Here is a 13,698-nt window from a genome sequence, read left to right as displayed (position 1 = left end):
AGGGGAGATGGGTAATGGTAGGATCTTGGAAAAGCGCCCGCGTATTCCGCGTGCGGAATGGCGCGCTGCTTTGGGGCAGCGCGAGTGCGTTTGCGGTCGTAGCGGCCACCCTCTCAACCCCGGTTCTGGCGCAGGCAGCGCCGCAGCAGGCAGCTGATGAGGCCGGCACGCAAGAAATCATCGTGACTGCACAGCGGCGCGAGGAGAAGCTGTCCAAGGTTCCCGTCTCCGTCGTGGCCTACAACGCGGAGGCTCTCCAGACCCGCAATATCGCGAGCGAGCAGGACATCAGCACGCTCGTTCCCGGGCTTCAGGTCAAGAATGGCCAGAACTCGAACCAGCTCAGCTACAGCATGCGCGGCCAGTCGCTCGACCCGTTCTCGGGTACCAGCCCGGCCGTGCTGCCCTACCTCAACGAAGCGCCGTATAATCCCGGCAACACCGCGACGGCATTTTTCGATCTCGCCTCGATCCAGGTGCTCAAGGGTCCGCAGGGCACGCTGTTCGGACGCAACGCGACGGGCGGTGCAGTGCTCTATACAACGCCCATGCCTGGCGATGAGTTCGCCGGCTATATCATTGCACGCGGCGGTTCGCGCGAGTCGGTCCAGGTGCAGGCAGCGCTCGATCTGCCGATCGTGAAGGACAAGCTCGCGATCCGCCTCGCCTTCGACGCGACCCGGGGCAATGGCTACATCACCAACATCAACACGGGTAACACGCTCGGCGACAAGAACAGCCGTTCGGGCCGCCTGACGGTCCTCTTTACGCCGACCGATCGGATCAAGAACGTCACGATCGTCCAGCACGACCGCGTGAGGGGCACCGAAGGCGTTGGCGGCATTTTCAATTACTATTCGCGGCTGGCCACTCCGGGTGATCCCTCGTCGCAGTTCATCAGTGACGGCACCAACCACATTCAGAATACTACCGGTGTGCCGCTGTCGAACACGCTCGCAGCGATCTACGGTGCGAATGACGGCCCGGCTGCCCCAGGCTTCTTCCCGGGCGCCGTCGAGGGCTACACCAAGTTCTCACGCGCCAATCCTTACAAGATCTTCCTCCAGTATGATTTGCCGCACCGCGCGAACAACACCTTCGTCTCGAACACGACCGAGATCGAGGTTGGCGATCACGCAAAGATCAAGAACATATTCAGCTACATGAAGGGCAACTCGCGCACGGCCGGCAACCTCGGCGGCGGCCCCTTCGGCTCACTGTGGCTGTTCAAGCTGGCAGGCATCAACGCCACAGGCGTGCCCGGCGGGCAGACTTTCGAGTCAGAGACCTACAGCGACGAACTGCAGCTGCAAGGCACTGCGGCTGACGGCAAGCTGACCTACACCGCCGGTGCCTTCTATTCGAACCAGAAGCGCTACGAGATCATTCCGATCAATATCGGCGCGGACGTGGTGCCCGGCGGCATTGCCGACATCAGCTATGCGTATCGCAACCGGCAGACCTCCAAGGCGATCTTTGCCCAGCTCAGCTATCAGCTGACGGACAAGCTGACGGCCACACTGGGCGGCCGCTATACCTGGGAGTCGATCGGCATCCGGCAGGCTGAGGGCAACGTCTTCGGTGTCGATCCCAATTCGCCAGCGGCGGACCAGAGCACCAAGCTCTCCGCCCCGGCGTGGACTGCAAGTCTGCAGTACCAGATCGACTCCAACAACATGATCTACTTCAATCAGCGAGGCAGCTTCCGCGCTGGAAACCTCAACGGAACGGTGGCGCCGTTCACCGATCCCCTCACCGGCAAGCCGGCGAACCTGTTCAAGAACGAAAAGGTTCACGACTTCGAACTCGGTTACAAGTTCAACGGGCGCATTTCTTCGATGCCCGTACAATTCAACATCGCTGCCTACAAGGTCATCGTGAAGGACGCACAACGCGCACTTTATGCGATCGTCGGCGGCGCGCCGGCGGGCTTCACGGTCAACGTCCCCAAGGCCGAGACCCAGGGCGTCGAAGTCGACGGCTTCTTCGGGCTCACCTCGTGGCTCGATGTCGGCTTCAACCTGGCCTACACCGATGCGAAGTATACGCAGCGCACGGTGCCGATCCCGTTTGTCGGCAGCCTTCAGGTCGACTCCTATCCCGATGCGCCGAAGTGGGCGGGTTCGGTCAATGCCGAGATCAAGTTCCCGGTGCCTGAGAAGATCGGCCGGGTCAGCCTCCGGACCGATTTCTACAAGCAGTCGAGCTTCTTCTTCTCGAACACCAATGGCACGTCCACCCCAGGTACGCAGCTTGATGGCTACTCCACTCTGGCCATGCGTCTGAACTGGAAGGACATTATGGAGAGCCGGGTGTCCGGTGCATTCTTCGTCCGCAACCTCACCAAGAACACCTACTATGTCTCGGGCTATGCGCTTGGCGCGTCCAACGGCGTGAACACCGCCTATCCGGGCGAGCCGCGCACATTCGGTGCGGAGCTTTCGGTCAAGTTCTGATCGGAAGCCGCAAGGCGAGTGGAACAGCTGTCCCTCTCAGCCGTTCCGCCGCCTCAATATGACGGAAAAATGCTGCAACGCATGTTGCAGCATTTTTTTCCCGTTTAGCCGCGCAGTTCCAGGCCGTTTCCGTCGGGGTCGGTGAGATAAAGCGACAGGCCCCAGCCAGAGGCACCGTAGCGTTTCGCCGGTGGTTCGACTGCAACGCCATGGCCTAGCAAATGCTGCCGCACTTGCTCCGCATCGAAGTCCGGAACCGTAAGGCAAAGATGGTCCATGTTGGGCAGAGAGTTCGGGGGTAGGGGCGCCGAGGCGAGCAGATCGATGAACGCGGTGCCCACCCGCAGATGCGCCAAGCCGATGTCGTCGCGGCGCCAGTCGAGTGTGCAGCCCAAGACGCCGCAGTAGAACGTGATAGAGCGGTCGAGATCGGCCACCTTCAGCACGACATGATCGATTCCGGAAATGCGCATAAGCGTCTGTTTGGCGATGCTAATGTGGTGAGGCAAGCGGCCTCCTCCTCCGTCAACGATCAGGTTGAATTTGTTGCCTCGACGGCCTGATCGCCATTGACAAGCCAAGACTCAAGCCCCTATCAACGCATGTGTTGATAAGAGTGATTGGGGATTGAGGCGATGAAATTCCACTTGATGCAGACCGGTGTGGTTGGGCGCCGCCACGAGATCGAAGCCGGCATGGCTGGGCAGCGCCATGACCTCTACCAGCGGTTTCTCGAGGAAGTTCGCGGCTACGTGCGCCTCGCCGATGATCTGGGCTACTACGGCTACTGCCAGCCCGAGCATCACCTCCAGATCGAAGGGTTCGAGGCCAACAACCACCCGGGCATGTTCAGCCTCTTTGTTGGCCAGAACAGCAAGCGTCTGAAGGCCGGTATCATGGGTTACACCATGACCACTCACAATCCGGTCCGCGTCGCCGAAGAGATCGCTACGCTCGATCACATGCTGCAGGGCCGCCTCTATTGCGGCTTCACGCGCGGCTATCACGCGCGCTGGGTCGACAGCTATGCCGCCAAGGAAGGTGTAAGCGCGACCACTCCTGACAATGTCAAGGCGCGGGATCAGCAGGATGCCCGCAACCGCTCGCTGTTCGAAGAAGGCGTGCGGGTGATCAAAAAGGCATGGACCAACGACGTGTTCAGTCACAAGGGCGAGAACTGGGAGTTCCCGCCAAACGGCGGCTCGGCCGGCCACCCTGCCTATGCAAAGTTCGGCAAGGGGCAGGATGCGGATGGCATCGTCCGCGAAATCGGCATCGCGCCGCGGTGCTATCAAGAACCTCATCCGCCGATCTACGGCGGCTTTGCCGCGTCGGGCCGCACGATCGATTTCTGGGCAGAAGAGGGTGGCAAGCTGATCGTCTTGTCCGACAATCTCGATTTCTGCGAGTCGCTGAACAACCGGTACATTGCCTCTGCTGCCAAGGTTGGGCGCGAGGTGACGAATACGCAGGCTTCCGCCTGGGGCGGATTCCTGATGCTGACCAATGACAAGGACCGCGCAGCCAAGCTCATGGAAGAGCACATGTGGTTCTGGGACGAGTGGTTCATCCCGATGGGCCAGCGTCCGCCCAACGTCCTGATCGGCTCGGCAGACGAGATTGCTGATCGGATCGGCAACGCACACGACCGGCTCGGCTTCGACGAACTGTTCCTGATGTTCGGGCAGGGCCACCTTGAGCCCGAAGAAAATCAGGAAGAACTCGAAAAGTTCATCAGCAAAGTGGCGCCGCGCTTCTCGACAAAGAATGCCGAAGGTGTTTTTGTATAATCTAGATAATTTTCAAACTGATAAGTCTACCTAGGGAGAGCGAAAATGGCGATGCAGTGCGGTATCTTCATGACACCATACAACCCCCCCAGCCGCACACCGCGCCAGGTGTTCGACTGGGCGGTGGACATAGCGCGCATCGCTGACGAAGCAGGCTTTGCCGACTACATGATTGGCGAGCACTACACTTTGGGCTGGGAAAACATTCCCATGCCGGAAGCAATCATTGCGGCCTGTGCGCACACAACCAAGCAGATCCGCTTCGCACCGATGGCGCATTTGCTGCCTTATCATGACCCGGCAACGCTCGCGATCCGCATCGGTTGGCTGAGCCAGGTGATGGAAGGCCGCTACTTCCTTGGAGTGGCGCCCGGGGGGCACCACACGGACGCTATCCTGCATGGCTTCGACAGCATTGCGCCGCTACCGCCCATGCAGCTTGAGGCACTCGCACTCATGGAGCGTGTGTGGGAGGGCAAACCGTTCCTTGAGAAGGGCAAGTACTTCCAGGCCGGCTTCCCCGGCCCGGACACGATGCCGGAATACAACGTCGAGATCGCCAACAACGGGCCCTACGGCGGGCGCGCGGCGCTCGAGCTGGCGGTGACAGGCCTGTCGCAAAAGTCCTCCTCGATGAAGTTCGCTGGCGAACGTGACTATTCGCCCATCTCGTTCTTCGGCGGCACGCCGCAGATGCGCGCGCATTGGGATACGTGGTCCGAGGCGATGATCTCGAAAGGCCATACACCGGACCGCAAGCGCTACCGGGTCTGCCGGGACATCTTCATCGCGGACACCGATGCCGAAGCCAAACGTCTGGTCCGCAAGACCGGGCTTATGCAAACCTGGCACAAGTATCTGAAGGAGATCTACGTCAAGTTCGGGCTGTTCGACGGGATCATCCATGACAGCGGGATCGACATCACGCCCGATGCGATCGACGAAGATTTTCTGGTCGAGCATGTGATCCTTTGCGGATCGCCCGAGACCGTGATCGAGAAGCTTGAGAAGCTGGCTGACGCCGTCGGAGGCTGGGGGCAGATCGTCGCTAACCAGCATGACAGCATCGATGACCCCAAGCCCTGGGAAGAATCGCTGCGTCGCCTTGCGACCGAGGTGTGCCCGAAGGTCCGCATGCCCAATTGAGACAATACGGGATGGCTGCTGACGGTGCCGAACAGTGCGCCGCAGCGGTCTAACCGGCTCGCTGAGAGGATCGAGACATGACCAAAGCAAGAGCGTGCGTGCTGGTCGAACCCAATCGGGTCGAGACCTGGGACGTTCAGGTGTTCGATCCGGAACCGGGCGGCGCGCTGGTGCGCATCGTCGCGGGCGGTGTGTGCGGAAGCGACGTGCACATCATGTCGGGCGAGGCCGGGGTCATGCCGTTCCCGATTATTCTGGGCCACGAAGGCGTCGGCCGGATCGAGAAGCTCGGCGCAGGCGTGTTGACCGACTATGCGGGCGTCGCCGTCAAGCCGGGTGACCTCATCTACTGGGCACCGATCGCGCTGTGCCACCGCTGCCATAGCTGTACGGTTCTCGACGAAACGCCGTGCGACAATTCCACCTTTTTCGAGCACGCCGAGAAGCCCAACTGGGGAAGCTATGCGGATTTTGCCTGGCTGCCCAATGGCCTTGCCTTTTTCCGGCTACCCGACGGTGCTTCGGTCGAGGCGGTGATTGCGCTCGGATGTGCGCTACCCACGGCTCTGCGCGGCTTCGACCGCTGCGGTCCTGTCCGTATGGGTGACACCGTGGTGGTGCAGGGTGCAGGCCCTGTCGGCCTCTCGGCCATTCTCCTCGCCAAGCTTTCAGGTGCGCGGGAAGTCATCGCGGTGGATATGCACGAGAACCGGCTGGCGATTGCGCGCTCGCTCGGCGCGACTGCTACCGTGTCGCTCAAGGACAGCCCAGAGGAGCGCCGCCGGCAGATCTACGACCGGGTTGCGCCGAACGGGCCGGACATTGTGGTCGAGGCAGCAGGCGCGCTGCAGGCATTCCCGGAGGGCGTGGACATAGCCGGTAACCACGGCCGCTACATCATCCTGGGCCTGTGGGGCGCTATCGGTACGCAGCCGATCTCTCCCCGCGATCTGACAATCAAGAACCTCACGATTGCCGGCGCGACCTTCGCCAAACCCAAGCACTTCCATCAGGCCTTGCACCTCGCGGCGCGGCTCAATGGGGAATACCCGCTGGCGGAGATCGTCACGCACCGGTTCGGCGTCGCTCAGGCGCTTGAGGCTCTCGATGCTACGGCCGCCGGTTCGGTGATCAAGGCCATCATCGATCCCGAGATCAACTAAGGCAAAGAAGGACGAACCATGACGCAAGCTGCTGTCGCCGATAGCCGAGTTCGCGCCGCGCGCCCGGCCCATGTTCCCGAGGCACTTGTCCGCGATATCGACATGTATGCGATCGACGGAATCGAGAACGGCTTTCACGAAGCCTGGAAGGCCATTCAGACGCCGGACACGCCCGAACTCGCCTGGACGCCGCTGACCGGCGGGCATTGGGTCGCCACGCGCGGCGAGGTCATCAAGGAAATCTATAGCGATCCATCGCGTTTCTCGAGCCAGATCATCTTTCTGCCCAAGGAAGCTGGCGAGAAGTACGGGATGGTGCCGACACGGATGGATCCGCCCGAACACACCCCCTATCGCAAGTTGCTCGATACCGGCCTCAATCCAGCACAAATCCGCAAGATGGAAGATCAGGTCCGCCAGGCTGCGGCTGATCTGATCGAGCCGATGGTTGCTAGGGGCCAATGCGACTTTGCGGCAGAATATGCCAACGTGTTCCCGGTCAAGGTCTTCATGGCCATGGCGGATCTGCCGATGTCGGATGTCCCCAAGCTAGCGGTCTTTGCCCAGGACATGACTCGGCCTGCGGGGAATTCTCCCGAAGAGATGGCGGCAACGCTCGATGCAGCCAACAAGGGGTTCGATGCCTACGTTGATCCGATCATTCGCGAGCGGCGCGGCAAGGATGGCACCGATCTTATCTCGGTCATGGTCAATGGCACGATCAACGGCGAACCGATGCCGCATGACAAGGCCGTGGGGCTGATCTCGCTGCTCCTGCTGGGCGGGCTTGATACAGTCGTGAATTTCCTCAGCTTTGCGATGATCTACCTGGCCCGGCATCCGGAGAAGGTGGCGGAGATCCGGGATGACGAGCTGAAACTGCGCCGCGGTGTCGAGGAATTGTTCCGGCGCTTCCCGGTGGTGTCCGATGCGCGGATGGTTGCTACGGACCTGACCTATCGCGGCATTGAACTCAGGCGGGGGGATATGATCCTGCTTCCGACTGCGCTCCACGGCCTCGATCCGGACGAGAACGAAGATCCCTGGAACCTCGATTGGGACCGCAAGGCGCCCCAGCACAGCACGTTTGCAGCTGGCCCACATCGTTGCGCTGGTCTGCATCTGGCGCGGCTGGAAGCGACCGTGACGCTGCAGGAGTGGATCCGCCGCATTCCCGAGTTCAGCCTCGCTCCGGGCGCGAACCCCGTCTACCATTCGGGTATCGTGGCGGCAGTCGAGAACGTGCCGTTGATCTGGGATCCCGGCAAGGCAGCCTGATCAATCCGTGCCGCGGTGCTCCGGTGCCGCGGCCGCGATGTCCATTGCCTGCATGATGGCACGCCAGCCGATGCCCAGTGCGATCGCGTTCTTGAGGTGGACGCGAAAACCGGGGCGGAACCGATGGCTCGGCGCTGCATCGCAGGCCAGAGCAGCCAGTTCTTTGACCCGGGCCCGAACGGTGCCGCTGCGCCAAGGGATGGCGCAGTACTCGAAGAAGCCGGTGAAGATATCGGGTGAAAGCCGAAGCATCGCTTCGAGGAACCCGGGGAGTTCGGCAGAAAATCCGTTCCAGAAAGAATCGGTGCCGACGTGGCGGTCCCACAGCGCCTGGCGTTCTGCGTCAAGCGGCGCTGCGGCATCAATCAAGCCCCGCGCACTGGCGGCATCGAGCACAGCAGTCGCTGTAACCATCAGCGTGTGAACGCCGAGTCCTGAGGCGAGGGCGAGAATTTCCTGTACTTGCCCGATGGACCCGCCGGCATCGAAGCACTCGGCGATGGCCGATGCGGTGGCGGCGCGATCGAGGGCGGTCACCGAGGCAGCGACTGCGAGCGCGACAAGCGCACAAGCGAGCGCGTCGAGCGGTTCGCCTTCTGCGAGTCCGGCGGTCAGAACTTCTGCTTCTTCGCGCAGATCAGCGATGGAAATATCCGTCATGCAGCGACTGTGCCGCTCTGTTCCAAAACTGTCAACTTATGTGTTGACTGGCCATTCAGGCTTGCCCATATCGGTTGGGAGAGTTGGGGAGTCGGATCGTGCCGTCGCTTGAAGAGCGCATCAGGATACTGGAGGACAGAGCGGCGATTCAGGATCTCGTCGCGGTCTACTTCCGTGCCGCCGATGATGACGACTATGTGCAGTTGGCGCAGTGCTTCACACGCAAAGCACGGTTTGAGGCCTCGGGTTTCGAAGAGGCTGATGGGCGTGACGGGATCATTTCGGTCCTTTCGGCGGCACGAGCCGGCATGGGCCAGACGGTGCACACGCCCCACTATGTTCACATCCGGTTCGATGGTGCCGACGCAGCCGACGGCCTTGTATGCGCGCATCTCGAACTGGGCCTTGGCGACGCAACCTATTTTGGCGCGGTGCGCTACGTCGATCGCTACGAACGCGAAGAGGGCGCCTGGCGCATTGCTGTTCGGGCCATGAAGGTCGTCCACATCGCTCCCTGGTCCGGCGTAGAGGCGTCGCTCACGAGCCCGCTCAATGTGCGTTGGCCGGGCGCAGAACCGCTGCCTTCGGATTTTCCACGACGACGGGACGGCTGAAGGCAAGCTGGGGACGCGTCCGCCCTGTGCGGTGAACGTAAGGCCTCAGGAAACTGATTGAACGAAACATGAGGAGAGATGTCGTGGGTGAAGCAAGCGCGCTGGAGCGGCTGGTCGAGGAACGTGCGATCGAGCGGATCGTGTTCGACTATGCCTATTATCTCGACATGAACATGCCCGAGAAGATGATCGAGCTGTTCGTTGAGGACTGCGAAGTCAGCTACGCACCCAATTTCGGCGCGACCGGGATCGAGGCTTACGCCAAGACGCTTGATGGTATCGGCACATTCTTCCGCGCAACCTCGCACCATGTTTCGAACATCGTGATTGACTGGGTCAGCGACACCGAGGTGACCCTGCGCGCGGCGGTACTGGCAATCCACCGCTACACCAAGGAGCGGCCCGACGGCGTGCTCTACGGCCAGTACCATGACGTCATCGTCAAGCGGGACGGCAAGTGGAAGTTCAAGACGCGCATCCTCAAGACCGTGATGGCGACGGACTATCACGTACGGGCTGCAAACCCCATCGGGCGCGTCGAGTAACCGCGGTGACCGGCGACTATGCCACGATCCGGATCGAGCATGAGGAAGCGCTCAGCTGGATCGTGCTGGATCGCCCGGAGGCAGCCAATGCTCTCTCGCCGCAGTTGCTCGACGAGTTTGCCCACGCGCTCGAGCGCCTGAAGCGCGAGGGCGGCCCAGTCATCGCTGTACGCGGCGAAGGCAAAGGCTTCTGCGCGGGAATGGACCTTGGCAGCTACGGCTCGGGGGACAGCGGACCGGCGGACCCCATGGTCGATCACGCACGCCTGCGCGCCAATGTCGACCGGTGGCTGCTGATGTGGGATCATCCCAAGCCGGTCATCGCGGCGGTCCACGGCTTCTGCCTCGCCGCAGCGGCCCAGATGTGCGTGTTCACCGATATCACGATCGTTGCTGACGATGTGCGCATCGGCGAACCGACCATCCCCATCGGCGGCGGTTTTATCGCGCCGACATGGGTCAGTCTCGTCGGCCCCAAGCGCGCCAAGGAATTTGCGTTCGTGCCGGGCAACTGGATTGACGGGCCAACGGCAGTGACCTGGGGCTGGGCCAACCACTGCGTGCCCGCAGCTGACCTGATCCCGGCTGTGCGTTCCCTCGCCCAGCGCATCGCGATGACACCGCCGGATGTGCTGCGGCTCAAGAAGCTCTCGATCAACCGCGCGACCGAGGCCGCCGGTTTCCGACAGGCGCTCTCGGGTATCGCGGAGATCGACGCATTGCTGCACCTCGCGCCCGCTGTGCTCGAAATCCGCCAGCGCATGAAGGAACAGGGTCTCAAGCCCGTCATCCAGCAATTCAAAACCCAGCCGACGAGCCCGCTCGCCGCGCCGAAGGAGTAATCATGGCAGACGTCGAATTCACCATCGAAGGACATGTCGCACACGTCCGTCTGAACCGCCCGCAGGGGCTCAATGCGATCACGCAGGAGATGGACGATCTGCTGCTGGAGGCCTGGAACACGATCAACGCCGATCCCGAGATCTGGTGCGCGGTCCTTTCGGCCGAAGGCGAGAAGGGGTTCTGCATCGGGGCCGACGTTTCAGGCGGGGCGGAGCGCAAGACGCGCATGGCGCTTGCAGGCGGATTGACCGGGATCGGTGGGCCGCTGGTGACGCTCAAGAAGCCACTGATTGCAGCAGTGCAGGGGTTCTGCGTTGGTGGCGGTTTCGAGCTCGCGATGTGCGCGGACATCATCGTCGCCGCCGAGACCGCTCAGTTCGGCCTACCCGAGACCAAGGTAGGCATCATTGGCGAATGCGGGGTTGTGCACCGCGCCATGCGGCAATTGCCGCACCACATCGCGATGGCGATGATCCTGACCGGCGAGCGGATCAAGGCCAATGTGGCCGAGCGCTATGGCCTTGTGAACGAAGTCGTCCCCTTTGCCGAGCTTGCCGCGACTGCACAGAAGTGGGCGGACAAGATCAACGCTGCATCGCCGCTTGCCAATCAGGCAGCGAAAGCCGCCGCGCTGGGCCGTCTCGGCTATCCGCTCGAAGTCGCGCTCATGACGCGCTTTGAGGAGATCGAGCAGTACGCCGAAAGCAACGACAAGCGCGAGGGCGAACTGGCAGGCGCCGAGCGCCGCAAGCCGGTGTGGACCGGGCGCTGACATGACCGGGCACGGCGCGACAGAGGCTGGCGAAACAGATATCCGGGTCGAGATCGATCCGGGCCACTTCCGCTCTGTACTAGGCAATTACCCGACTGGCGTCTGCGTGATCACCGGCGTGAGCCACGATGGTGAGGCAGCAGGGCTGGTGGTCGGCAGCTTTACCTCTGTCTCGCTTGACCCGCCGCTTGTCGCGTTTTTCCCTGACCGCAGCTCAAGCAGTTGGCCACTGGTGCGGGCCGGGGGGTATTTTTGCGTCAACGTGCTGGCCGATGACCAGATCGAATTGTGCCGCCGGTTCGCCTCGCGCGGGGGCGACAAGTTCGAAGGGACGTCGCACAGGCTGTCGCAGCGCGGCTTGCCCCTGCTGGATGGTGTCGTCGCGCATATCGAATGCGCCATTGCCAACGAGATCGACGCCGGAGACCACACCATCGTGCTGGGCCGGGTCGAGTCTCTCGCAGTCGAGCGGGCTGCGGGGCCGCTGCTGTTTTTCAAGGGTGCGTACGGTCGTTTCGCCGCCGCAAGCTGACGGCACATGTCTGCCAACCTCATCCACTACCCGCCCAATCCCGATTACGGGACTGGAGTCTACCGACGCCGGATCACCTTCTTGCGCCGCACGCATGGGATCGATGTGGCGCTGCTCGACGATTACCATGACATGCGGGTTGCCCTGACTGTCGAGGGCGGCATCATATCCAACGTCGTTGCCCGCATGGACCGGTTTCCCAAGACAAGCTGTCCCGGCGCGGTGGTGGCCCTGCGCGAGTTGATCGGTCGCTCGGCTTCCGCCAGTGCGATGGCTCTGTCTTCTGAGGAACGTGGCGGGCAATGCACGCACCTTGTCGAGCTCGCGCGGCTGGGCCTCGCTTGGCTGGTACGGGGTGAGCGCGGCGAGACGGTCGAGATTGCGCTGACGGACCGGGATGCCGACGGCGTTCAGCATCTGGCTCTCGATCTGGACGGGGCACCGGCGCTGGTGTGGGTGTTGGAACACGAGGCCATCGTGGAACCGGCCGAATATCGCGGGCAAGGCCTGTTCGGCGGGTTCACCCGCTGGGCTGACGCAACTTTGCCACCCGGTGAGGCTGACCTGTGGCGGATGGCCCAGATGGCGGTCTTCGTGGCCCGCGGCCGAGCCTATATTGTTGACGGACCGAGCCCGCGCCGCGTGGCCGAGGAACCTTCGCGGCGCGGGGCTTGCTACAGCTTCAGTGGCGCCGCATTCGCTACCGCATACGACAACACAGGCTATGTTCGCGATATGACCAGTGGGCTTCCCCCGCTTCGCGGCGTGCCTGAAGCCGCATCACAGTAGGAGCCTGACGTGACGACGATTGCCACGACCGACGAGATCATCGACGAGGCGCGCAACGGCCGGCCCTTCATTCTGGTCGATGCCGATGACCGTGAAAACGAAGGGGACATCATTGTTCCTGCGCAATTTGCGACGCCCGAGCGGATCAACCAGATGGCGATCCACGCGCGCGGTCTGATCTGCCTTGCGATCACTGCCCAGCGCGCACGCGAGCTGGAACTTTCGCTGATGTCGAGCGACAACCGCTCTGGCCACGGGACTGCGTTCACCGTCTCGATCGAGGCGCGCGAAGGTGTGACGACGGGGATTTCCGCGTTCGATCGCGCCCGGACGATTTCCGTTGCCATCAACGCGCATTGCGGGCCGCGCGACCTGGTGTCGCCAGGCCATGTCTTTCCGCTGGTAGCTCGTGATGGCGGTGTTCTGGTACGTGCCGGGCACACCGAAGCGGCAGTCGATATTTCCCGCCTCGCCGGGCTGATCCCGGCCGGCGTGATCTGCGAGGTCATGAACGCCGACGGGACCATGGCGCGCCTTCCCGATCTCATTCCGTTTGCAGAGGAACACGGGTTGAAGATCGGCACGATCGCAGATCTGATCGCGTGGCGGCGGCGCACGGAGACCCTTGTCGAATGCGTCGCCAGTGGTCCCTTCGACAGCCACTATGGAGACAGCTTCACGATCCACGTGTACCGCGATCTGGTTGACAACGGAGAGCACGTCGCGCTGGTACGCGGCGATATCCGGCCGGACCGTGACACGCTGGTCCGGGTTCACCAGTTTGACCTCACGGCTGACCTGCTCGGCTATCGCAATGCGCATCCGGACTATGTCCCGGCTGCACTGCGCCAGATGGCAGCGCATGACGGTCCGGCTGTAGCAGTGTTCGTGCAGGATCCGGATCGTGCGTCGATCTCGCGCCGTGTTCTGGGCGGCCGCAGTGAGTATGCCCGCCTTTCCAGCGAGCGGGACTATGGCATCGGCGCGCAGATCCTGAAGGATCTGGGGGTCGGGCGGATGGTCCTGCTTACCTCAAGCACCCGCAAGATGGCGGCATTGGAAGGATTTGGCCTTGAGATCATCGACCGCAGAGCCATCGTCGGTGCCTGA

Annotated in this window: 14 protein-coding genes; 12 read left to right on the top strand and 2 right to left on the bottom strand. The window is 62.3% G+C overall.

Features of this window, described 5'->3' with window-relative positions:
- The first annotated feature begins 14 nt into the window (after nucleotides 1-14).
- Complete coding sequence (locus ACO06X_RS04245) at nucleotides 15-2,456, top strand: TonB-dependent receptor (RefSeq protein ID WP_421838737.1); 2,442 nt, start codon at nucleotides 15-17, stop codon at nucleotides 2,454-2,456.
- A 104-nt stretch (nucleotides 2,457-2,560) separates the two neighbouring features.
- Here the strand turns inward: ACO06X_RS04245 and ACO06X_RS04240 are convergent, their stop codons facing one another.
- Nucleotides 2,561-2,929, bottom strand: coding sequence for a VOC family protein (locus ACO06X_RS04240; protein ID WP_421838736.1), 369 nt, complete (start codon nucleotides 2,927-2,929; stop codon nucleotides 2,561-2,563).
- Between the two features lie 162 nt (nucleotides 2,930-3,091).
- On the opposite strand from ACO06X_RS04240, the gene ACO06X_RS04235 reads away from it, so the two are divergent.
- From ACO06X_RS04235 to ACO06X_RS04220, 4 genes are all read left to right on the top strand, one after another.
- Nucleotides 3,092-4,246: an LLM class flavin-dependent oxidoreductase gene (locus tag ACO06X_RS04235; RefSeq protein ID WP_421838735.1), complete on the top strand. Its 1,155-nt coding sequence runs from the start codon at nucleotides 3,092-3,094 to the stop codon at nucleotides 4,244-4,246.
- A 45-nt stretch (nucleotides 4,247-4,291) separates the two neighbouring features.
- Nucleotides 4,292-5,392: an LLM class flavin-dependent oxidoreductase gene (locus ACO06X_RS04230; RefSeq protein WP_421838734.1), complete on the top strand. Its 1,101-nt coding sequence runs from the start codon at nucleotides 4,292-4,294 to the stop codon at nucleotides 5,390-5,392.
- Between the two features lie 77 nt (nucleotides 5,393-5,469).
- Nucleotides 5,470-6,555 carry a zinc-binding dehydrogenase gene (locus ACO06X_RS04225; RefSeq protein WP_421838733.1) on the top strand — a complete coding sequence of 362 codons (1,086 nt, stop codon included), beginning with the start codon at nucleotides 5,470-5,472 and terminating at the stop codon, nucleotides 6,553-6,555.
- A gap of 18 nt (nucleotides 6,556-6,573) precedes the next feature.
- The gene (locus tag ACO06X_RS04220; protein WP_421838732.1) at nucleotides 6,574-7,833 is read left to right on the top strand and encodes a cytochrome P450; all 1,260 of its coding nucleotides are present in this window, start codon (nucleotides 6,574-6,576) and stop codon (nucleotides 7,831-7,833) included.
- Here the strand turns inward: ACO06X_RS04220 and ACO06X_RS04215 are convergent, their stop codons facing one another.
- Nucleotides 7,834-8,493, bottom strand: a complete 660-nt coding sequence (locus ACO06X_RS04215; RefSeq protein WP_421838731.1) for a carboxymuconolactone decarboxylase family protein — start codon at nucleotides 8,491-8,493, stop codon at nucleotides 7,834-7,836. It lies immediately after the preceding gene.
- Between the two features lie 98 nt (nucleotides 8,494-8,591).
- Here ACO06X_RS04215 and ACO06X_RS04210 point away from each other — a divergent pair, with 98 nt between their 5' ends.
- From ACO06X_RS04210 to ribB, 7 genes are all read left to right on the top strand, one after another.
- Nucleotides 8,592-9,107: a nuclear transport factor 2 family protein gene (locus tag ACO06X_RS04210; RefSeq protein ID WP_421838730.1), complete on the top strand. Its 516-nt coding sequence runs from the start codon at nucleotides 8,592-8,594 to the stop codon at nucleotides 9,105-9,107.
- A gap of 83 nt (nucleotides 9,108-9,190) precedes the next feature.
- The gene (locus ACO06X_RS04205; RefSeq protein ID WP_190287379.1) at nucleotides 9,191-9,652 is read left to right on the top strand and encodes a nuclear transport factor 2 family protein; all 462 of its coding nucleotides are present in this window, start codon (nucleotides 9,191-9,193) and stop codon (nucleotides 9,650-9,652) included.
- 5 nt (nucleotides 9,653-9,657) lie between these two features.
- Nucleotides 9,658-10,494 carry an enoyl-CoA hydratase-related protein gene (locus ACO06X_RS04200; protein WP_421838729.1) on the top strand — a complete coding sequence of 279 codons (837 nt, stop codon included), beginning with the start codon at nucleotides 9,658-9,660 and terminating at the stop codon, nucleotides 10,492-10,494.
- Between the two features lie 2 nt (nucleotides 10,495-10,496).
- Nucleotides 10,497-11,267 carry an enoyl-CoA hydratase-related protein gene (locus tag ACO06X_RS04195; RefSeq protein WP_421838728.1) on the top strand — a complete coding sequence of 257 codons (771 nt, stop codon included), beginning with the start codon at nucleotides 10,497-10,499 and terminating at the stop codon, nucleotides 11,265-11,267.
- A 1-nt stretch (nucleotide 11,268) separates the two neighbouring features.
- A complete protein-coding gene (locus ACO06X_RS04190; RefSeq protein ID WP_421838727.1) occupies nucleotides 11,269-11,799 on the top strand; it encodes a flavin reductase family protein in 531 nt (176 codons plus the stop codon).
- A 6-nt stretch (nucleotides 11,800-11,805) separates the two neighbouring features.
- On the top strand, nucleotides 11,806-12,588 hold the full coding sequence (locus tag ACO06X_RS04185; protein WP_421838726.1) for a DUF2889 domain-containing protein: 783 nt from the start codon (nucleotides 11,806-11,808) through the stop codon (nucleotides 12,586-12,588).
- A gap of 9 nt (nucleotides 12,589-12,597) precedes the next feature.
- Nucleotides 12,598-13,698: a 3,4-dihydroxy-2-butanone-4-phosphate synthase gene (gene ribB, locus ACO06X_RS04180; protein WP_421838725.1), complete on the top strand. Its 1,101-nt coding sequence runs from the start codon at nucleotides 12,598-12,600 to the stop codon at nucleotides 13,696-13,698.

It is taken from the genome of Novosphingobium sp., assembly GCF_965229225.1.
Taxonomy (GTDB): domain Bacteria; phylum Pseudomonadota; class Alphaproteobacteria; order Sphingomonadales; family Sphingomonadaceae; genus Novosphingobium.
The sequence above is the reverse complement of the archived record's forward strand: the minus strand, read 5'-3'. Positions and strand labels throughout refer to the sequence as shown.